18 protein-coding genes are annotated in these 19118 nt (G+C 71.8%); 4 read left to right on the top strand and 14 right to left on the bottom strand.

Features of this window, described 5'->3' with window-relative positions:
* Positions 1-99 precede the first annotated feature (99 nt).
* The 4 genes from recX to NOO62_RS29420 form a co-directional block, all read right to left on the bottom strand.
* Positions 100-954, bottom strand: coding sequence for a recombination regulator RecX (recX, locus tag NOO62_RS29435; RefSeq protein WP_268773823.1), 855 nt, complete (start codon positions 952-954; stop codon positions 100-102).
* A 3-nt stretch (positions 955-957) separates the two neighbouring features.
* The gene (gene recA, locus NOO62_RS29430) at positions 958-2082 is read right to left on the bottom strand and encodes a recombinase RecA (protein WP_268773822.1); all 1125 of its coding nucleotides are present in this window, start codon (positions 2080-2082) and stop codon (positions 958-960) included.
* A gap of 200 nt (positions 2083-2282) precedes the next feature.
* A complete protein-coding gene (locus tag NOO62_RS29425; RefSeq protein WP_268773821.1) occupies positions 2283-3560 on the bottom strand; it encodes an AI-2E family transporter in 1278 nt (425 codons plus the stop codon).
* Between the two features lie 114 nt (positions 3561-3674).
* On the bottom strand, positions 3675-3869 hold the full coding sequence (locus NOO62_RS29420) for a DUF3046 domain-containing protein (protein ID WP_268773820.1): 195 nt from the start codon (positions 3867-3869) through the stop codon (positions 3675-3677).
* Between the two features lie 79 nt (positions 3870-3948).
* Here NOO62_RS29420 and NOO62_RS29415 point away from each other — a divergent pair, with 79 nt between their 5' ends.
* Positions 3949-4911 (top strand): hypothetical protein, encoded by a 963-nt coding sequence (locus NOO62_RS29415; RefSeq protein WP_268773819.1) that lies wholly within the window; start codon positions 3949-3951, stop codon positions 4909-4911.
* 24 nt (positions 4912-4935) lie between these two features.
* On the opposite strand, the gene NOO62_RS29410 is transcribed toward NOO62_RS29415, so the two are convergent.
* The 3 genes from NOO62_RS29410 to NOO62_RS29400 all read right to left on the bottom strand — a co-directional run bounded on the left by NOO62_RS29410 (position 4936) and on the right by NOO62_RS29400 (position 6913).
* Positions 4936-5244 carry an AzlD domain-containing protein gene (locus NOO62_RS29410; RefSeq protein WP_268773818.1) on the bottom strand — a complete coding sequence of 103 codons (309 nt, stop codon included), beginning with the start codon at positions 5242-5244 and terminating at the stop codon, positions 4936-4938.
* Positions 5241-5957, bottom strand: a complete 717-nt coding sequence (locus NOO62_RS29405; protein WP_268775834.1) for an AzlC family ABC transporter permease — start codon at positions 5955-5957, stop codon at positions 5241-5243. The genes NOO62_RS29410 and NOO62_RS29405 overlap by 4 nt, the downstream gene beginning before the upstream one ends.
* A gap of 62 nt (positions 5958-6019) precedes the next feature.
* Positions 6020-6913: an AraC family transcriptional regulator gene (locus NOO62_RS29400; protein WP_268773817.1), complete on the bottom strand. Its 894-nt coding sequence runs from the start codon at positions 6911-6913 to the stop codon at positions 6020-6022.
* A gap of 79 nt (positions 6914-6992) precedes the next feature.
* On the opposite strand from NOO62_RS29400, the gene NOO62_RS29395 reads away from it, so the two are divergent.
* The 3 genes from NOO62_RS29395 (at position 6993) to NOO62_RS29385 (ending at position 13424) form a co-directional block, all read left to right on the top strand.
* Entirely contained in the window at positions 6993-11678 is a 4686-nt protein-coding gene (locus NOO62_RS29395; RefSeq protein WP_268773816.1) for an ATP-dependent helicase, read from the top strand.
* Between the two features lie 72 nt (positions 11679-11750).
* Entirely contained in the window at positions 11751-12551 is an 801-nt protein-coding gene (locus tag NOO62_RS29390; RefSeq protein ID WP_268773815.1) for an Fpg/Nei family DNA glycosylase, read from the top strand.
* 84 nt (positions 12552-12635) lie between these two features.
* Positions 12636-13424, top strand: coding sequence for an SDR family NAD(P)-dependent oxidoreductase (locus NOO62_RS29385; RefSeq protein ID WP_268773814.1), 789 nt, complete (start codon positions 12636-12638; stop codon positions 13422-13424).
* On the opposite strand, the gene NOO62_RS29380 is transcribed toward NOO62_RS29385, so the two are convergent.
* From NOO62_RS29380 to NOO62_RS29350, 7 genes are all read right to left on the bottom strand, one after another.
* Positions 13372-13734 (bottom strand): hypothetical protein, encoded by a 363-nt coding sequence (locus tag NOO62_RS29380; RefSeq protein WP_321170659.1) that lies wholly within the window; start codon positions 13732-13734, stop codon positions 13372-13374. The genes NOO62_RS29385 and NOO62_RS29380 overlap by 53 nt on opposite strands.
* A 217-nt stretch (positions 13735-13951) precedes the next feature.
* Entirely contained in the window at positions 13952-14422 is a 471-nt protein-coding gene (locus NOO62_RS29375; RefSeq protein WP_268773813.1) for a Dps family protein, read from the bottom strand.
* Between the two features lie 206 nt (positions 14423-14628).
* Complete coding sequence (locus tag NOO62_RS29370) at positions 14629-15003, bottom strand: helix-turn-helix domain-containing protein (RefSeq protein ID WP_055564110.1); 375 nt, start codon at positions 15001-15003, stop codon at positions 14629-14631.
* A gap of 109 nt (positions 15004-15112) precedes the next feature.
* The gene (locus NOO62_RS29365) at positions 15113-15697 is read right to left on the bottom strand and encodes a CinA family protein (protein WP_414930903.1); all 585 of its coding nucleotides are present in this window, start codon (positions 15695-15697) and stop codon (positions 15113-15115) included.
* Positions 15694-16392 carry a CDP-diacylglycerol--glycerol-3-phosphate 3-phosphatidyltransferase gene (gene pgsA / locus NOO62_RS29360; RefSeq protein WP_268773812.1) on the bottom strand — a complete coding sequence of 233 codons (699 nt, stop codon included), beginning with the start codon at positions 16390-16392 and terminating at the stop codon, positions 15694-15696. Before pgsA ends, NOO62_RS29365 begins: the two co-directional genes overlap by 4 nt.
* On the bottom strand, positions 16389-17861 hold the full coding sequence (rimO, locus tag NOO62_RS29355; RefSeq protein ID WP_268773811.1) for a 30S ribosomal protein S12 methylthiotransferase RimO: 1473 nt from the start codon (positions 17859-17861) through the stop codon (positions 16389-16391). Before rimO ends, pgsA begins: the two co-directional genes overlap by 4 nt.
* Before the next feature lie 137 nt (positions 17862-17998).
* On the bottom strand, positions 17999-18772 hold the full coding sequence (locus NOO62_RS29350; protein ID WP_398973105.1) for a helix-turn-helix domain-containing protein: 774 nt from the start codon (positions 18770-18772) through the stop codon (positions 17999-18001).
* Positions 18773-19118 lie beyond the last annotated feature (346 nt).

Genomic DNA, 19118 nt, shown 5'->3' with positions numbered 1-19118 from the left:
CCGGCGTCTCCGCAGGGGGGTTACCCCCACCCTGCGGAGCGCGAGTCGGGATGCGCGGATCGCTCCGGCTGCCGCCCCACCCCCGTGGGGGCGGCCCGCTCAGAACCCCTCGTACCCCAGGTCCTCGGTCTCTTCGCCCTCTTCCTCCAGCGCCTGCCGGACCACGCGGAGCGCCATGCCCTCCCCGTATCCCTTGCGGGCGAGCATGCCCGCGAGGCGGCGCAGGCGCTTGTCACGGTCGAGGCCCCGCGTGGAGCGCAGCTTGCGGGCGACGAGCTCGCGTGCGGTCGCCTCCTCCTGCTCCGTGTCGAGCTGCCCCACGGCCTCGTCGATCAGCGTGGACTCCACGCCTTTGGTACGCAGCTCCCGCGCGAGCGCCCGGCGGGCCAGACCCCGGCCGTGGTGCCGGGACTCCACCCACGCGTCCGCGAAGGCGCCGTCGTTGATCAGCCCGACCTCTTCGAAGCGGGAGAGGACCTCTTCCGCCACGTCGTCGGGGATCTCCCGCTTGCGCAGCGCGTCGGCGAGCTGCTTGCGCGTGCGGGGGGTGCCGGTGAGGAGGCGCAGGCAGATCGCCCGCGCCCGCTCGGCCGGATCCGTCGGCGGCTCCCCCTTCTCGGCCCTCGACGAGGAAGAGGCGCCGCTGTCCTGGTGGCCGCCCGGGCTGTCGGAATCCCCGAAGCGGCCGCGGCGACGCCGGCGCCCACGGCTCCGCCCGCCACCGTGCTCGAAGCCTTCGCCCTCCTGATGGCCCCCGCCATCCTGATGGCCCCCGCCGTCCTGGAGGCCCACGTCATCTTGGAAGCCTTCGCCGCCCTGGAAGCCGTCACCGTCACTCCGGTCGGCGTACCGGCCCACTCCGTCCTGATCCACACCGCCCCCGTGGCCCCGCCCGGCAGCGCCGGTGCGGCTTTCGGGGGCGGTGTGGTCCGCCCAGTCGGTTCGTCGCGTCACGGACTAGCTCTTGGCCGCCGCGGCCTTGGACTTGGCGGCCTTGGCCGCCGGAGCGGGCACCGTCTTGGCGTCATCGGCAGCCGGGGCAGCACTCGCCGCGTCCGCGCTCGGCTCCTCGGTCGGAGCCTCGGGCTTCACACCGACGCCCAGCTTCTCCTTGATCTTCCTCTCGATCTCGTTGGCGAGGTCGGGGTTGTCCTTCAGGAAGTTGCGGGCGTTCTCCTTGCCCTGGCCGAGCTGGTCGCCCTCGTACGTGTACCAGGCGCCCGCCTTGCGGACGAAGCCGTGCTCGACGCCCATGTCGATCAGGCCGCCCTCGCGGCTGATGCCCTGGCCGTAGAGGATGTCGAACTCGGCCTGCTTGAAGGGCGGCGCGACCTTGTTCTTGACGACCTTGACGCGGGTGCGGTTGCCCACCGCGTCCGTGCCGTCCTTCAGGGTCTCGATGCGGCGGATGTCCATGCGCACCGACGCGTAGAACTTCAGCGCCCGGCCACCGGTCGTGGTCTCCGGGGAGCCGAACATCACGCCGATCTTCTCGCGCAGCTGGTTGATGAAGATCGCGGTGGTCTTGGACTGGTTGAGCGCGCTGGTGATCTTTCGCAGCGCCTGGCTCATCAGGCGGGCCTGCAGACCCACGTGCGAGTCGCCCATCTCGCCCTCGATCTCCGCGCGCGGCACCAGGGCGGCCACGGAGTCGATGACGATCAGGTCGAGGGCGCCGGAGCGGACCAGCATGTCGACGATCTCGAGGGCCTGCTCTCCGTTGTCCGGCTGGGACAGGATGAGGTTGTCGATGTCGACGCCGAGCTTCTTCGCGTACTCGGGGTCGAGGGCGTGCTCCGCGTCCACGAAGGCCACCGCGCCGCCCGCCCGCTGGGCGTTCGCCACGGCGTGCAGGGTGAGGGTCGTCTTACCGGAGGACTCCGGTCCGTACACCTCCACCACGCGGCCGCGGGGGATGCCGCCGACGCCGAGCGCGACGTCGAGCGCGGTCGACCCGGTGGGGATGACCTCGATGGGCTCGTTCGGCCGCTCGCCCATGCGCATCACTGCGCCCTTGCCGAATTGCCGTTCAATCTGTGCGAGCGCGGCGTCGAGCGCCTTCTCGCGGTCGGTTCCTGCCATGGGTTCCACCCGATTTGCTTGAGTCGATCGCTTCACGTCAAAGACGCTAACGCCTGCCACTGACAATCCGCCCCGACGCCCGTCCAGCCTGTGGATAACTCCAGGCCCAGCCCGCAGAATCGCCGCCGGTCAACCCATGAGAATGGATGTTCGAATTTAGTGTCAAGCGTGGCACGCCGGGGTCGTCGGCGTCCGCTCCGCTACCTGCGCTTGCCCGGCTTCGGCGAAACCCCACCGGGCTCCGCCGGGGCCTCCGGCCGGTTCGGTCCCCGCAGCGCTCGCCGCATCCGGGCCAGGAGGGGTGCTCCGACCTGGCGCCGGTGCCCGTGCACCCGGGGGTCGTCCGTGACGTCGTACCTCTTCACGTACGCCCCGAGGAACGCCTGCAGCGTCGCGACGGCGGGGATCGCGATGAGCGCCCCGACCGCGCCGAGGAGCGCCGTGCCCGCGATGACCGAGCCGAACGCGACCGCGGGATGGATGTCCACGCTCTTGGCGGTGAGCTTGGGCTGCAGCACGTAGTTCTCGAACTGCTGGTAGACGACCACGAAGATCAGCACCCAGAGCGAGTACCAGGGGTCGACCGTGAAGGCGATCAGCATCGGCAGGGCGCCCGCCAGATACGTGCCGATGGTGGGGATGAACTGGGACACGAGGCCGACCCACACGGCGAGCACGGGCGCGTAGGGGACTTCGAGCACCTGGAGCAGGATGTAGTGCGCGATCCCGGAGATCAGCGCCATCAGGCCGCGCGAGTAGAGGTAACCGCCGGTCTTGTCGACCGCGATCTCCCAGGCCCGCAGCACCTCGGCCTGCTTGGCGGGCGGCAGCACCGAGCACAGCGCGCGCCGGAGCCTCGGCCCGTCGGCGGCGAAGTAGAACGAGAACAGCAGGATCGTCAGGAGCTGGAAGAGACCGCCCAGCACCTGCGCGGAGACGTCCAGGACACCGCTGGCGCTGTTCTGCACGTACTTCTGCAGCCAGTCCGAGTGGACCAGGCTGTCCTGGACCTCGACGCGGGAGAGGTCCGTGTGGAAGGTCTGGTTGATCCAGCTGATGACCTTGTCGAGGTAGTCGGGGAAGTCCTCGACCATGTCCACGATCTGGCCCGCGAGCATCGACCCCATCAAGGCGACGAAGCCCGCACTGGCGATCACCACGCCGAGGAAGACCAGGAACGTGGCGAAGCCCCTGCGCATCCCGCGCGCGGCCATCCAGCTCACCGCCGGCTCGACCGCCAGCGCCAGGAAGAACGCGATCAATACGTTGATCAACAGCCCGGTCAGCTGATGGAACGCCCAGCTGCCCAGCTGGAAGCAGGCGACAAGCGCGAGGGCCAGAATCATGGCGCGCGGCAGCCACCGCGGCATGCGGGCGCCCTGCCCTGCCTCGGCCCCGGCGGGGGGCTGTGCGGGCGGTGTCGTGCCGGGCGGAGCGATGTCCTGGGTGACCTGCGCGGTCTCGTCTGTCGGTGCCACGGAGCAAGTCTCGCCCACGGCGGCGTCGATCGGACGCCACCTTCGCATCTTGGGACGGGCTTGGGACGGCCCACGCGCGCGTAAAGCTCTCCGGCGCCGTCGAACCGCCCCTAGTCAGCGCTTTTCGGCGGGTACGTCCATCGCCGTGCACACCGCACGCCAGACGTCCTTGGCGTCCCAGCCCGCTTCCAGCGCCTCATGGACCGTACGGCCGCCCAGTTCCGCCATCACGTGATCGCGCGCGAAGGAGTCGGCGTACCCCGCACCGAAGTGGGCCGCCATCCGCTGCCAGAAGACCGTCAACCGCATGCCTCCAGTATCACGCCCCTGAGGGTGCAGCCCGGCGCAGGGGGCTCGGCGAGAACGCTTTCCGTCCTACGGTCGGTCCATGGCCGAAACCGGAGCATCCCCCGCAGTGCCCTCACCCGACGCGGCGCTCTCCCCGCTCGCCCGCGCCGAGCGCTTCGTCTGGCTCACCGCGCGCGTCCTGGAACAGCGACGGTTCGCGTACCACTTCCTCGACGGCGCGGGCGGCGACACGGCCGCGGACGCGGTGGAGACCGCCCTGACCTCGTACGCCACCGCCGACGGCGGGTACGGCTTCGCGCTCGAGCCCGATCTGCGCGGCCCCGTCAGCCAGCCGCTGCACACCGGGCACGCGCTGGGCGTCCTGGACTCCATCCACCGCTGCGGCGGGCAGCGGGTGGAGCGCGTATGCCGCTACCTGACGTCGGTATCGACACCCGAAGGTGCCCTTCCCGCGATCCATCCCAGCCAGCGCGGCTACCCCTCGGCGCCGTTCATGCCGATCGTGGACGACCCGCCCAGCGAGCTGCTCGCCACCGGCCCAGTGGTGGGTCTGCTGCACCGCAACGAGGTGTGGCACGCCTGGCTCTTCCGGGCCACGGACTTCTGCTGGGCGGCCGTCGAGTCGCTGGAGAAGTCGCACCCCTACGAGATCCAGGCGGCCGTCGCCTTCCTGGAGGGTGCACCCGACCGCTCACGCGCGCGTGCCGCCGCCGACCGTCTGGGCCGGCTCGTGCGCGAGCAGCGGCTCGTGGCGCTGGATCCGGCGGACCTCGACGCGCATCCGGCGCCGCCCGGCTACGCCCCGGGGGAACACCACTTCCCACACGACTTCGCGAAGGTCCCTGAGTCGCTCGCGCGGTCGTGGTTCACCGACGCGGAGATGGAACGCTCCCTCGACTTCCTGGCCGGGGACCAGGAGGCGGACGGGGGCTGGCCGGTGCGCTGGCGGCAGTGGGCTCCCGGCACGGCCATGGAGGCGCGGCCCATCGTCACCATCCAGGCACTGCGCACGCTCCGGGCGTACGGACGGGACATCGCCTGAGAGAGGGCACCAGGGCTCGCCCCCTCACCCCGTCAGCGCCCGCACTCCCGCCGTGACGGCGACGGCCGCGAGGATGACGACGAGGAACGGCGCGCGCAACAGCAGCGCCACGGCCGCTGCGGCGAGCCCTGCCGCCTTCGCGTCAAGGACGAGCACCCGCCCGTCGGCGAAGGCCTGTTGGGCCGTGAGCGCCGCGAGGAGAGCCACGGGGAGCAGGACGGCCGTGCGTCGGACGCGTGGGCGTTCCAGCGTCCCCACCGGTACCAGCAGCCCTGCGAGCTTGACGAGGTAGCAGCCCACGGCGGTCGCTCCGATGGCGATCCATATGTTCAACGGTCCGCCCTCCGGGTGCCGTTGTGGTGAGCCCGTCGGCCTTCTGCAGTGAGGACGATCGGCACCGCGAGCGCCGCCACGAGGACGGGCACGCCCGCCGGCAGCACCGGCAGCAGACCGAGTCCGAGGAGGACGGCGATGCCGGCGACGGCGCGTTCCGTCGTGGTCCGCAGCATCGGTGCGAGCAGCGCAAGGAAGACCGCGGGTCCCGCCGCGTCGAGCCCCCACGCGTCGGTGTCACCGATCGCCTCCGCGCCCAGGGCTCCGAGCAGTGTGGTGATGTTCCACAGGGCGTACAGGCTGAGCCCGGTGACCGTGAAGCCGATCCGGGCACTGCGCCGCGTGGGCTGGGCGAGCGAGACGGCGGTGGTCTCGTCGATGACCCAGTGCGCGGCGAACGGCCGTACCGCGCGCGGCAGGGCGAGCAACTGGGAGAGGCGGAGCCCGTAGAACGCGTTGCGCACCCCCAGGAAGAAGGCGCCCGCGGCGGCCGTGAACGGGTTCCCGCCGCCCGCGAGCGCGCCGACCAGGGCGAACTGCGAGGCTCCGGTGAACACCAGCAGGCTGAGCGCACAGGTCTGGAGCAGGGTGAGACCGCTGCCCGCGGAGGTCACTCCGAAGGCGAAGCCGGAGAGCCCGACGGCGACGCCGACACCGAGCGCGTCCCGGACGACAGCGGCATCGGGCTTCTCCGTAGCGGCCTCTTCCTCCACCCGGGAGGGCTCTGTCTCCGCCTGCAAGGACTGTTCCTCCACCCGGGAGGGCTCTTCTTGGTCTATGCCCGTGTGGGGCCTCTGTTCTGCCACGCGTCGGACGGTACGAGCAGGTCCGCCGGCGGGTCTTGTACGTTCTTGCGCTCGCGTTGGTACGCCCCCGGCGGCACCCCCACGATGCGCGTGAAGTGCCGGTTGAGGTGCGGCTGGTCGGTGAAGCCCACCGCGACGGCGGCGTCGGCGGGTGAGGTGCCCGCGTCGAGCAGGTGGCGGGCCCGGCGCACGCGCGCGTCGGTGAGCCAGGCGTGCGGCGGCATCCCGTACATGTCCCGGAAGGCACGCAGCAGCGCGAAGGGGCTCGTGCCGAGTTCGGTGGCGAGCCGCTCCAGGCTCGGCGGATCCGTGAGGCTCTCCTGGAGGACGGTACGCGCGCGTGCCGCGGTCCTGGCGCCCGCCGTGCGCACGGTGCGCTGCGGCAGGTGCCCGCCGTTGAGCCGCAGCAGCCGGGTCACCGCCACCCGGAGCAGCGTGTCGGCGGCGAGCGCGTTGCCCTCCTCGGCCGCGCGCAGCACGTGGTGGACGAGCGCCACGGCGTACGGATCGTCGAGGACCGGGCGGATGAAGCCGGGCGTACCGCGAAGGGCCGTCGTCTCGGCCGCGATGGCGGCGACCACGTCCGGTGCCGGGTAGACCGCTCCGTAGCGCCAACCCCCGGGGTCGCCGGCCCGGCCCGTGTGCGGGGTGTCCGGGTTGACCAGGGCGAGGGAGCCCGGCCCCGCGTGCCGGTCGGCACCGCTGTGGTGGAAGACGTCGACGCCCTCGGCGATCGCCGCGATCACGAAGTGCTCGTGGGTGTGGCGCGCGAAAGTCCGGCTGACGTAGCGGGCACGCAGCAGGTCGACGTCGGGCAGCGCCGCGTACCGCCAGTGCCGCGCCTGCTCCGCCGAACCCGCCATGCCTCCATTCTGCGCCGGACGCGCAACCTCTTTTCCGCAGGTCGGCGCCGTTGTCAGTGGCGGGGTGCACGATGGGTTCATGGTCAGCTCCGCGTCCAGTGCTCCCGGCGCCTCCAGCGCTCTCGACGGCTTCTCCCCCGCGACCCGCGGCTGGTTCACGGGTGCTTTCTCCGCGCCCACGTCCGCCCAGGCCGGGGCGTGGCAGGCCATCTCCGAGGGTTCGGACGTCCTCGTCGTCGCGCCCACGGGCTCCGGGAAGACCCTGGCCGCGTTCCTCGCCGCCCTCGACCAGCTGGCCTCGACACCACCGCCGGCCGACGCGAAGAAGCGCTGCCGGGTGCTGTACATCTCACCCCTGAAGGCGCTCGCGGTGGACGTGGAGCGCAATCTGCGCAGCCCGCTGACCGGCATCCGTCAGGAGGCGGTGCGCCTCGGCATGACCGAGCCGGAGGTGCGGGTCGGGATCCGTTCCGGTGACACCCCGGCCGCCGAGCGCCGTGCGCTGTCGACACGCCCGCCGGACATCCTGATCACCACGCCCGAGTCCCTCTTCCTGATGCTCACGTCGGCGGCGCGGGACGCGCTGACCGGCATCGAGACGGTGATCCTCGACGAGGTGCACGCCGTCGCGGGCACCAAGCGCGGCGCCCACCTCGCCCTCTCCCTGGAGCGGCTCGACGAGTTGCTGCCCAAGCCCGCGCGGCGCATCGGCCTGTCGGCGACGGTGCGCCCGGTGGACGAAGTGGCGCGCTATCTGTCCCCGAAGCGCAAGGTGGAGATCGTCCAGCCGGACTCCGGCAAGGAGTTCGACCTGTCGGTCGTCGTCCCGGTCGAGGACCTCGCGGAGCTGGGCGGCTCCCCGGTCAGCGACTCCGGGGACGGGCCGGGGGCCGAGGCGGAGCGCCCCTCGATCTGGCCGCACGTCGAGGAGCGCATCACGGACCTGGTGCAGGCGCATCGCTCGACGATCGTGTTCGCCAACTCCCGCCGTCTCGCCGAGCGCCTGTGCAACCGCCTCAACGAGATCGCCTACGAGAGAGCGACCGGCGAGGCGCTCCCCGAGGACCACTCCCCCGCGGAGCTGATGGCCGAGTCGGGGGCCGCCAAGGGCGCCCCGCCGGTCCTGGCGCGCGCCCACCACGGATCGGTCTCCAAGGAGCAGCGCGCACAGGTCGAGGAGGACCTCAAGGCGGGCAGACTGCCGGCCGTCGTCGCCACGTCCAGCCTGGAGCTGGGCATCGACATGGGCGCGGTCGACCTGGTCGTGCAGGTCGAATCGCCGCCGTCGGTCGCCTCCGGGCTCCAGCGCGTGGGCCGGGCGGGCCACCAGGTGGGCGCTGTCTCGACGGGAGTCGTCTTCCCGAAGTACCGGGGGGACCTGGTGCAGGCCGCGGTCGTGACGGAGCGGATGCGGACCGGCTCCATCGAGTCCCTGCGCATCCCGGCCAACCCACTGGACGTGCTGGCCCAGCAGCTGGTCGCGATGGTCGCACTCGACACCTGGCAGGTCGACGACCTGCTGACGGTGGTCCGCCGCGCGGCGTCCTTCGCCTCGCTCCCGGAGTCCGCGTTCACCGCCGTCCTGGACATGCTCGCCGGACGGTATCCCTCCGACGCGTTCGCCGAGCTGCGGCCGCGCGTGGTCTGGGACCGCGTGGCGGGCACGGTCACCGGACGGCCCGGGGCGCAGCGCCTCGCGGTCACCTCCGGAGGCACGATTCCCGACCGCGGTCTCTTCGGAGTGTTCCTCGCGGGCGCCGACCCCAAGAAGGGCGGTGGCCGGGTCGGAGAGCTCGACGAGGAGATGGTGTACGAATCGCGGGTGGGTGACGTCTTCACCCTCGGTACGAGCTCGTGGCGCATCGAGGACATCACGCGCGACCGGGTCCTCGTCTCGCCCGCCCCCGGCGTCCCGGGCCGCCTTCCCTTCTGGAAGGGCGACCAGTTGGGCCGCCCGCTGGAACTGGGCCGCGCTCTGGGCGCGTTCCTCCGCGAGGTCGGCGCGCTCTCGCAGGAGGACGCGCGCAAGCGCCTCCTCGCCACCGGCCTCGACACGTGGGCCGCCGACAACGTCCTGGCGTACCTCGGCGAACAGCGCGAGGCCTGCGGGCACATCCCCGACGACCGCACCATCGTGGTGGAGCGGTTCCGCGACGAGCTGGGCGACTGGCGCGTCGTCGTGCACTCCCCCTTCGGAGCCCAGGTGCACGCCCCCTGGGCCCTCGCTCTCGGCGCCCGCCTCACGGAGCGGTACGGCATGGACGCCCAGGTCATGCACGCCGACGACGGCATCGTGCTCCGGCTCCCGGACGCCGACCTCATGGGCTTCGACCTGCTCGACCAGGAGCCCAGCGCTCCCCCTGTGGAGTACGACGCCGACAAGCCCCCGGTGGGCGCCGGTGACGTCACCTTCGACAAGGGCGAGGTCAATCAGATCGTCACCGACCAGGTGGGCGGCTCGGCGCTGTTCGCCTCGCGCTTCCGTGAGTGCGCCGCCCGCGCGCTGCTGCTGCCCCGCCGCAGCCCCGGCAAGCGCACCCCCCTGTGGCAGCAGCGCCAGCGCGCCGCCCAGCTCCTCGAGGTGGCGAGCGAGTTCGGGTCCTTCCCCATCGTCCTGGAAGCGGTCAGGGAGTGTCTCCAGGACGTCTTCGACGTACCGGGCCTGACCGAGCTGATGGGCGACATCGAGTCGCGCCGCGTCCGGCTCGTCGAGATCACCACCCCCGAACCCTCCCCCTTCGCCCGCTCCCTCCTGTTCGGGTACGTGGCACAGTTCCTGTACGAGGGCGATTCCCCCCTCGCCGAGCGGCGCGCGGCGGCCCTCTCCCTGGACTCTCGGCTGCTCGCGGAGCTCCTCGGCCAGGCGGAGCTGCGCGAACTGCTCGACGCCGACGTCCTGACGGAACTGGAGCAGGAGCTCCAGTGGCGCACCGAGGACCGCCGCGTCAAGGACGCCGAAGGCGTCGCCGACCTGCTGCGACTCCTCGGCCCGCTCACCGCGGCGGAGCTGACCGAGCGCGGCGCCGAGCCGGAGTGGGCGCAAGAGCTGGCGGCCGCACGCCGTGTGATCCAGGTCCGTATCGCGGGCGCGGAGCACTGGGCGGCCATCGAGGACGCGGGACGGCTGCGGGACGCCCTCGGCACCGCCCTGCCCGTGGGCGTCCCCGAGGCCTTCACCGAGCCCGTCAAGGACCCCCTGGGTGACCTCCTGGCCCGCTTCGCCCGCACGCACGGCCCGTTCACGTCCGCCGCGGCCGCGGCCCGCTTCGGACTCGGCGCGGCGGTCACCGAGGGCGCGCTGCAACGCCTCGCGGCGAACGGCCGTGTGGTGCAGGGCGAGTTCCATCCGGCGGGCATCGGCCAGGAGTGGTGCGACGCCGCGGTGCTCCGCCGTCTGCGCCGCCGCTCCCTGGCCGCCCTGCGGCACGAACTGGAACCGGTGCCCCCCGCCGCCCTGGCCCAGTTCCTGCCCCAGTGGCAGAACCTGAGCGGCCACGGCCTGCGGGGCATCGACGGCCTGGTGCGCGCCGTCGAGCAGCTGCAGGGCGCCACGGTTCCCGCCTCCGCCCTGGAGAAGCTCGTCCTGCCCTCGCGCGTGACGGGCTACAACCCGGCCATGCTCGACGAACTGACGGCGGCCGGCGAAGTCATCTGGGCGGGTGCCGGTTCGCTGCCGGGCAAGGACGGCTGGGTCTCCCTGTACCTGGCCGACACCGCGCCGCTGCTCCTGCCGCCCCCGCACCCCCTGGAGCTCACCGCCCTGCACCAGTCGGTCCTGGACACGCTCTCCGGAGGGTACGGACTCTTCTTCCGCCAGATCGCCGACCAAGTGCGCGCCACCACCCACCCGGACGCGCTGGACCCGCAACTGGCCGACTCCATCTGGGAGCTGGCCTGGTCCGGGATACTCACGAACGACACGCTCGGCCCGATGCGCTCCCTCCTGGGATCCGGACGCACCGCGGGCTCCACGGCCCACCGCGCCAAGCGCGGCGTCCCGCGCGGGCGGTACGGAAGCCTCACCGCGGCCGCCCGCACCGCCTCCCGCACCGGCCCTCCCACCGTCGCGGGCCGCTGGTCCCTGCTCCCTCCCCGGGAGCCCGACCCGACCCTGCGCGCCCACGCCCTGGCCCGCGCCCTCCTCGACCGGCACGGCGTCGTCACACGCGGCGCGGTCGCCGCCGAGGGGGTCGAAGGCGGCTTCTCGGCGGTGTACCGCGTCCTGTCGGCCTTCGAGGACAGCGGCCAGGCGCGTCGCGGCTACGTGGTCGAGGGACTCGGCGCCGCGCAGTTCGCCATGGACGGCGCGGTGGACCGCCTGCGCGCGACGGCGAACTCCCGTGACCGTACGGACGGTTCGCGCCCCTCGGACGCCCAGGCCGCGGTGGTCCTCGCCGCCGCCGACCCCGCCAACGCGTACGGGGCCGCGTTGCCCTGGCCCGAGCCGCCGAACGGCGCGAGCCACAAACCGGGCCGCAAGGCCGGGTCCCTGGTCGTCCTGGTCGACGGCGAACTGACGCTCTACATGGAGCGTGGCGGCAAGACGCTCCTCGCCTGGCCCGCCGCCCCTGACGCCCCGATCGCCGACGACCCCCGCCTGCACGCCGCCTCCGAGGCGCTGGCCGGCGCCGCCCGCGCGGGCTCCCTGGGCACGGTCACGGTAGAGCGGGTCAACGGCGCCGCCGCGCTCACGTCCCCCTTCGCCCCTCTCCTGGAGGGAGCCGGTTTCCACGCCACCCCGCGCGGCCTACGGCTACGGGCATGACCACTACGTACAGGATCACCCGAGCGCCCGCCGCCCCCTCCCCCGCCACCCCCGTCATGCCACCCTGGACCCATGCCCGAAGGTGACACCATCTACCAGGCGTGCCGACGCCTGCACGCCGCCCTTGCCGGGCACACGATCACCCGCTCCGACCTCCGCGTCCCCAAACTCGCGACGGTCGACCTCACGGGACGCGCCGTCCTGGACGTCACCCCGCGCGGAAAGCACCTCCTCACCCGCATCGAGGGCGGCCTCACCCTCCACTCGCACCTCCGGATGGACGGCTCCTGGCAGCTGTACGCCCCCGGTGAGCGCTGGCGCGGCGGCCCCGGACACCAGATCCGGGCGATCCTCGGCACCGCCGAACGCACCGCCGTCGGCTACCGCCTGCCCGTCCTGGAGCTGCTCCGCACCGCCGACGAGGACAAGGCCGTGGGCCACCTGGGCCCCGACCTGCTGGGCCCCGACTGGGACCCGGAGCGCGCGCTGAACAACATCCTGGCGGTGCCCGACCGCGCACTCGGCGAAGCCCTTCTGGATCAGCGGAACCTCGCGGGCATCGGCAACGTGTTCAAGAGCGACATCTGCTTCATCCTCGGCGTCACCCCTTGGCTCCCCGTAGGCGAGCTCTCCGAAGAGACGGCCGCCCACGTGCCGGGCATCGCCAAGAAACTCCTGGACGCCAACCGGAATCAGCCCAACCGCACCACCACGGGCCGCGACCGCCCGGGCCAGCGCCTCTTCGTCTACGGCCGCGCGTCCCGCCCGTGCTGGCGCTGCCGCACCCCCATCCGCCGTGCCCAGCAAGGAGACGGCTCCCGCGACCGCCCCACCTACTGGTGCCCCACCTGCCAACAGGGCCCGACCCCCTGACCGGCACCCCAACACCACACCCCGCCAACAACGCGCACCGCCACAACAGTTGACGCCCCGTCAGCTCAGCCGTACCGTCCCGTCATGCCCGTCAAGGCGTACGACCTCACCGGACGCACCGCATTCCTCACCGGCGCCGCCAGTGGCATCGGCCGCGCGTCGGCCCGGCTCCTCGCGGAGGCGGGCGCCACCGTGCACTGCGCGGACCGCGACGAGCAGGGACTGCAAGAGACCGCCGCACTCATCACAAAGGCGGGCGGCACCGCCTACACGTACCCCCTGGACGTGACCGACAGGGCACAGGTCGACCGGGCGATAGCCACAGCGGCCACCCCCCGCCTGGACATCCTCGCCGCCATAGCCGGCGTCATGCACAGCAGTCCGGTCCTGGAGACGCGCGACGAAGACCTCGACCGCGTCCTGAACATCAACTTCAAGGGTGTCCTGTACGCCTGTCAGGCCGCGGCCCGCGCGATGGTCGACGCGGGGTCGGGCGGCAGCATCATCACCATGGCGTCGGGCGCCGTCGACACCGGCGCCCCCGGACTCCTCTGCTACGGAGCGGCAAAAGCGGCCGTCGTCCAGCTCTCGAAGACGCTGGCCACAGAGCTCGGCCCGCACGGGATCCGCGTGAACGTCGTCGCACCGGGATGGGTCCGCACCCCCATGACGACGCGTTCCAACAGCGAGAAGCAGGCGCATACCGAAAAGCAAGGGCACACCGAGCGCACCATGCTGCGCATGTCACCGCTCGGCCGCGTGGGCGAACCGGACGACATCGCTCACGCCGTGCTGCATCTGGCGTCGGACGCCTCGTCCTTCACGACGGGCCAGATCCTCCGCCCGAACGGCGGCGTCGCCATGCCCTGGTAGCGCGCACGCGGAGAGCGTGCCCCCGCACCCGCCCCGCCGACACGGCCGCCCGTCCCCACCAGGCGAGAGCCGTACGCTCCCCCGGCCACCGCACTTCTCCGTCGGGACGCCGCGCGTACTGCGCGGGATCCGCTCCCCTGGCCGCCCTTGCCTCGCCCAGCGCACGCGCCCTGGGCACGCAGTGGACGGGCAGCACGCTCAGCCCCCAGCCACCGGCGGCGACCGCTCCTTCGAGAACTCCCGCGTCGGGCGAGAAGGCGAGCCGCAGCACACCCCACCACCACAGCGCGCCGAGCGCCAGGAAGGGCACCCACCGTACGGTCCGCCATGTCACGGCTGTCCCGCTCACGGCTGCCACAGATGCCACCTCCCACCCGACGCGAGGTCGACGCTAAACGCCGGGGTTCACCCCATGGGAGGGCGTATCGGCGGCGCCTGGAGCGCGACGGGGAGCTGCTGCCCCGCCGCGCGCTCCTCGGCGCGCGAACGGCCACGCCGTCCCATGGGGAGCGCCCTCACACGCGGGGTCAGCCGTTCTCCGCCTGGAACATCCAGTGGTGCTTCTCCAGGTCGGCCGTGATGCCGATGAAGATGTCCTGGCTGACCGGGTCGGCGTCGCCCGTCGCCTCGACGCGCTCGCGCATCCGCGTGATCACCGCGCCGAGCGCGTCCACGAGCGTCCCGACCGCGTCCACGTCCTTGACCCAGCCCTCAGGGATCTTCCCGATGCCGCTGCTCTGCGACACGGTCGCAGCACGCCCGTCGGGCGAGACGCCGAGCGTGGAGGCACGCTCCGCGACGGTGTCCGAGTGCTGCCTGGCGGTGTCCACGACCTCGTCGAGCTGCAGGTGCACGGAGCGGAAGCGCGGGCCGACCACATTCCAGTGGATCTGCTTGGCCACCAGCGACAGGTCGACCAGGTCCACGAGCGCGCCCTGCAGGGCCTCCGAGACCGCCTTGAGATCCGCGTCGGACAGCGGGCTCTTCACGACGTACATCTGTCTCCTCCAACACACGAGCGAAATGAGGTAAATCCCCACCAACCATGTCACAAAATAACCAAATAGGTCGATTCGCGAACGGTTGGCCCCAGAACACCTGCTAGGGGGCCGGGCGGGACGACCTCGACAACACGGAAGCCCCGACCGGGTACCCGGTCGGGGCTTCCACACACTTCCCAGAGCTGCTCAGGAGCAGCCTCGCATCACGCCGCGACGACGTCGACCGCCTCCGCGGGCGCCTTGATCGTGACCCGTTCCGGTGGCACACCGGCCACGGACACGGAATTGAGCATCGAGCGAACCGGCGCACGCACCGGTTCCGGGACTGCTGCAGACTCAGCCAGCTCGGCGAGCGACAGTTCGTCGCTCACTTCACGCATGAGCTCGGACATCCGTACGTCAAGCGCGTCGCAGATCGCGGAAAGCAGCTCGGAGGAAGCCTCCTTCTGCCCCCGCTCCACCTCGGAGAGATAGCCGAGCGAGACTCGGGCGGACGAGGAGACTTCGCGCAGAGTACGGCCCTGGCGCTGGCGCTGCCGACGCAGCACGTCACCAAGCAGGCGACGGAGCAGAATCATCGGTGGCTCCCTCCTCGGACCGCGTAGCCGCATCCTTCACGCCCCACCGTACCGCCTTGCGCGGCGGCCGTGCGGGGAGCGATGTCGTGTTCACTCAGGGCTGCAAACATCAATTCCCCCCGTTCTGTTCCGTATCCTGTGCCCGCCCATTCCCGGAACGTTCTCCGGACAGCCGCTCGAGAAGCAACGTGAGCACGCTCCGTACACTCTCCATACGGATTTCCGAACGGTCACCGTTCAACCGCAGAGCGGCCACTTTCCCACGCGCTCCGCCAACGGCGTAACCGCGCATGCTTTCGACATCCGGCCCCGAAACCGCCACGTACACGGTCCCGACCGGCCGGCCGTCCTGGGGTTCGGGCCCGGCGACCCCGGTCGTGGCGATGCCCCAGTCCGCGCCGAGAACGCTGCGCACACCGTCCGCCATCTGCCGCGCGACCTCGGGATCCACGGCCCCGCGCTCCTCCAGCAGAGTGCCGTCGACCCCGAGCACGTCCCGCTTCAGCTCCGTGGCGTACGCGGTGACCGACCCCCGGAAGACCTTCGAGGCCCCCGGCACCGAAGTGATCTCGGCGGCCACCAGGCCTCCGGTCAGCGACTCGGCCACGGCGAGCGTCTCACCGCGCGCGGACAGCAGCCGCACCAGAGCGTCAGCGGCCCGCACCTTGTCGGCCGGGAGCCCGCGGGACGTCACTTCGCTGCCTCCCGAGCGGACTCCGCGGCCGCCGCACGCGCCTCGGCCATGCCCTGCCTGCGCAGCACGACGGCCTGCTTCACATAGTCGAGCCCCGTCACCACGGTCAGTACGACGGCGACGGCCATCACCCAGAAGCGCAGCGTCGCGAGCGGCCCGGTCAGGGCCAGAACGTACATCCCGACCGCCGTGCCCTGCGCCAGCGTCTTCATCTTGCCGCCGCGACTGGCCGGAATGACGCCGTAGCGGATCACCCAGAAGCGCAGCAGCGTGATCCCGAGCTCGCGCCCGAGGATCACGCCGGTCACCCACCAGGGCAGATCGCCGAGCCAGGACAGACAGACCAGCGCGGCCCCCATGATCGCCTTGTCGGCGATGGGGTCGGCGATCTTCCCGAAGTCCGTGACCAGGTTGTACGTGCGTGCCAGGTGACCGTCGAAGAGGTCGGTGATCATGGCGACGGCGAAGGCGGCCCAGGCGAACGAGCGCCAGGCCGGGTCGTACCCTCCGTTGCCGAGCAGCAGCATCACGAAGCCGGGCACGAGCAGCAGCCGCACCATGGTGAGCAGGTTCGCGACGTTCCACAGGCTGGCCTGATTGACCGCCGCGGCGCCCAGCTTCCCGCCGCGCACCGGCTGGGCGCTCGAAGCGCCCTGAGCGCCGGAGCCGCCCGCGGGTGCCGGGACTCCTGTCATCTGCGGGCCTCCTCGAGACACTCGGCCACCAAGTCCACGCCCTCCGTGCCGACGACCTTTGCCACGACCATACGGCCGACCTGCAAGGCATCCCCACCCATGGACCCCGTCAAGCGGATCTGGCCGTCCGTCTCGGGTGCCTGGTGCGCGGCCCTGCCGAGCGGGCCCTCCTCCTCGTCGAGGGATTCGACGAGGACCTCGACGGTCTCGCCGAGCCGCTCGTCGGCGCGCTGCGAGGTGAGCTCCTCGGCGAGCCGGGAGATGTGGGCGAGCCGCGCGTCGACGACGTCCTGGTCGAGCTTCGCGTCGTACGTGGCCGCTTCGGTGCCCTCCTCGTCGGAGTATCCGAAGACGCCGATGGCGTCCAGCCGCGCGCCGGTCAGGAAGCGCTCGAGCTCCGCGAGGTCCGCCTCGGTCTCACCGGGGAAGCCCACGATGAAGTTGGACCGGACGCCGGCCTGCGGCGCCTTGGACCGGATGGTGTCCAGGAGCTCCAGGAAGCGGTCGGTGTCGCCGAAGCGCCGCATGGCGCGCAGGACGCCGGGGGCGGAGTGCTGGAAGGACAGGTCGAAGTAGGGGGCGATCTTCTCCGTCGACGTGAGGACGTCGATGAGGCCGGGTCGCATCTCGGCGGGCTGCAGGTAGCTGACGCGCACGCGCTCGATGCCGTCGACGGCGGCCAGCTCGGGAAGCAGCGTCTCCAGGAGCCGGATGTCGCCGAGGTCCTTGCCGTACGAGGTGTTGTTCTCGGAGACGAGCATGACCTCCTTGACGCCCTGCTCGGCGAGCCAGCGGGTCTCACCGAGGACGTCGGAGGGACGCCGCGAGATGAAGGAGCCGCGGAAGGACGGGATGGCGCAGAACGAACAGCGCCGGTCGCAGCCGGAGGCCAGCTTCACGGAGGCGACGGGGTTGGTGCCGAGGCGGCGGCGCAGCGGGGCGCGCGGCCCGGACGCGGGCGCGACGCCCTCGGGGAGGTCCGTGGGCGCCGCGGCGTCCGCGTGGCCCGGGAGCGCGACGTCCGCCTTGGCCAGCTGGCGCTCGGCGGGGCTGATCGGCAGCAGCTTGCGCCGGTCGCGCGGGGTGTGCGCCTCGACGCTGCCGCCGCTGAGGATCGTCTGCAGGCGTCCAGAGATGTCGGCGTAGTCGTCGAATCCGAGCACGCCGTCGGCCTCGGGCAGCGCCTCGGCGAGCTCCTTGCCGTACCGCTCGGCCATGCAGCCGACCGCGACGACGGCCTGGGTCTTGCCGTGACCCTTCAGATCGTTGGCTTCGAGGAGGGCGTCGACGGAGTCCTTCTTGGCGGCCTCGACGAAGCCACAGGTGTTGACGACGGCGACGTCCGCGTCCTCGGCGTCCTCGACGAGCTGCCAGCCATCCGCCTCCAAGCGGCCTGCGAGCTCCTCCGAGTCCACCTCGTTACGGGCGCAGCCAAGGGTGACAAGGGCGACAGTGCGGCGTTCGGGCATGGTCTCAAGACTACTTCGTCCGCGCCTCGGCCCCCGCCGCCAGGGTTACCCGGCGGTCGGGCGACGGCCGCCCACACGTCACCCTGCCGTCACCGCGTACCCCACGGAACCGCTGGTCAGCGGCGTACGGAAGGTGGTCAGCCGGCCTCGGGGTCGCCCTTCGTGTACGTGAGGCGCTCCACCTGGCCGGGCTCGAATTCGTTCTCGACCTGCTTGCCGTTCACGTACAGCTCGATCGCACCCGCGTCGCCCAGGACGAGGTCGACCTTCTGCTTGTCCTGGAACGTCTTGTCCTGGCCCTGCTCGAGGACGCCGTCGAAGAGCGTGCGCCCGCTGTGATCCTTGGCCGAGATCCAGCTGCGGCCGTCCGCGGCCTGCACCTTGACCGTGACCTTGTCGCGCGGGACTCCGGCGATGGCGCTGTCCGACGGGTCGGGCTTGGGGTCGGCGGGCTTGCTGGGCTTCGGCTTCTCGCTGGTCTTGGTGGGGGCGGCGGTGGCGCCTTCGGCGACGGACTTGGAGCCTTCGTCGCTGTCGTCACCGCCGCTGAACGCGGTGAAGCCGACGAAGCCGATCACCGCGACGATCGCGGCGACCATGGCCGCGGTCCAGTTCGGGCGGCGCGGCTCGGAGCGGATGCGCTCGGCCTCGAAGAGGGGCGCCGCGGGCGTCGGCGCGGGCGGGTGGCCGCCGTGTCCGTCGTCGTACTGGGCGACGAGCGGGGCCGGATCGAGGCCGACGGCGCGGGCCAGCGTCCTGATGTGGCCGCGGGCGTACACATCGCCGCCGCAGCGCGAGAAGTCGTCCAGTTCGATCGCGTGCACGATCGGGACGCGCACGCGCGTGGAGGCGCTCACTTCGTCGACGGTCAGGCCCGCGTCGATACGGGCCTGCTGCAGGACATGGCCGATCGAGGGCCGCTGCTCGGCCGGGCGGTCGTCCGCCGGGCGGTCGCCTGCCCGGCTCCCGTCTGCCGGACTCTCGTCCGTGACACGGTCGGTGCGGTCTAGGCGGTCGTCCGAAGGTCGGTCTTCTTCAGGGGAGTTGCCGATGGACACGGGGGCGCCTTTCGCGTGTAGCCACCTGCCGGAGGTTCATTTTAGGGGGGCCTTGAAAGGGTGGGGCAACCGGGCGGACGGACTTTGTACGCCATCAGAATGGCCGGACATCCTGATGGTGGGACATCGTGCTCTTCTCTCCTCAACTTGACGTATGCCGAAGAGAAACGGTTGCCTGCCTCTCCCTTACGGGTGAGCC

This window comes from Streptomyces sp. Je 1-369 (assembly GCF_026810505.1).
Classification (GTDB): Bacteria; Actinomycetota; Actinomycetes; order Streptomycetales; family Streptomycetaceae; genus Streptomyces.
The sequence above is the reverse complement of the archived record's forward strand: the minus strand, read 5'-3'. Positions and strand labels throughout refer to the sequence as shown.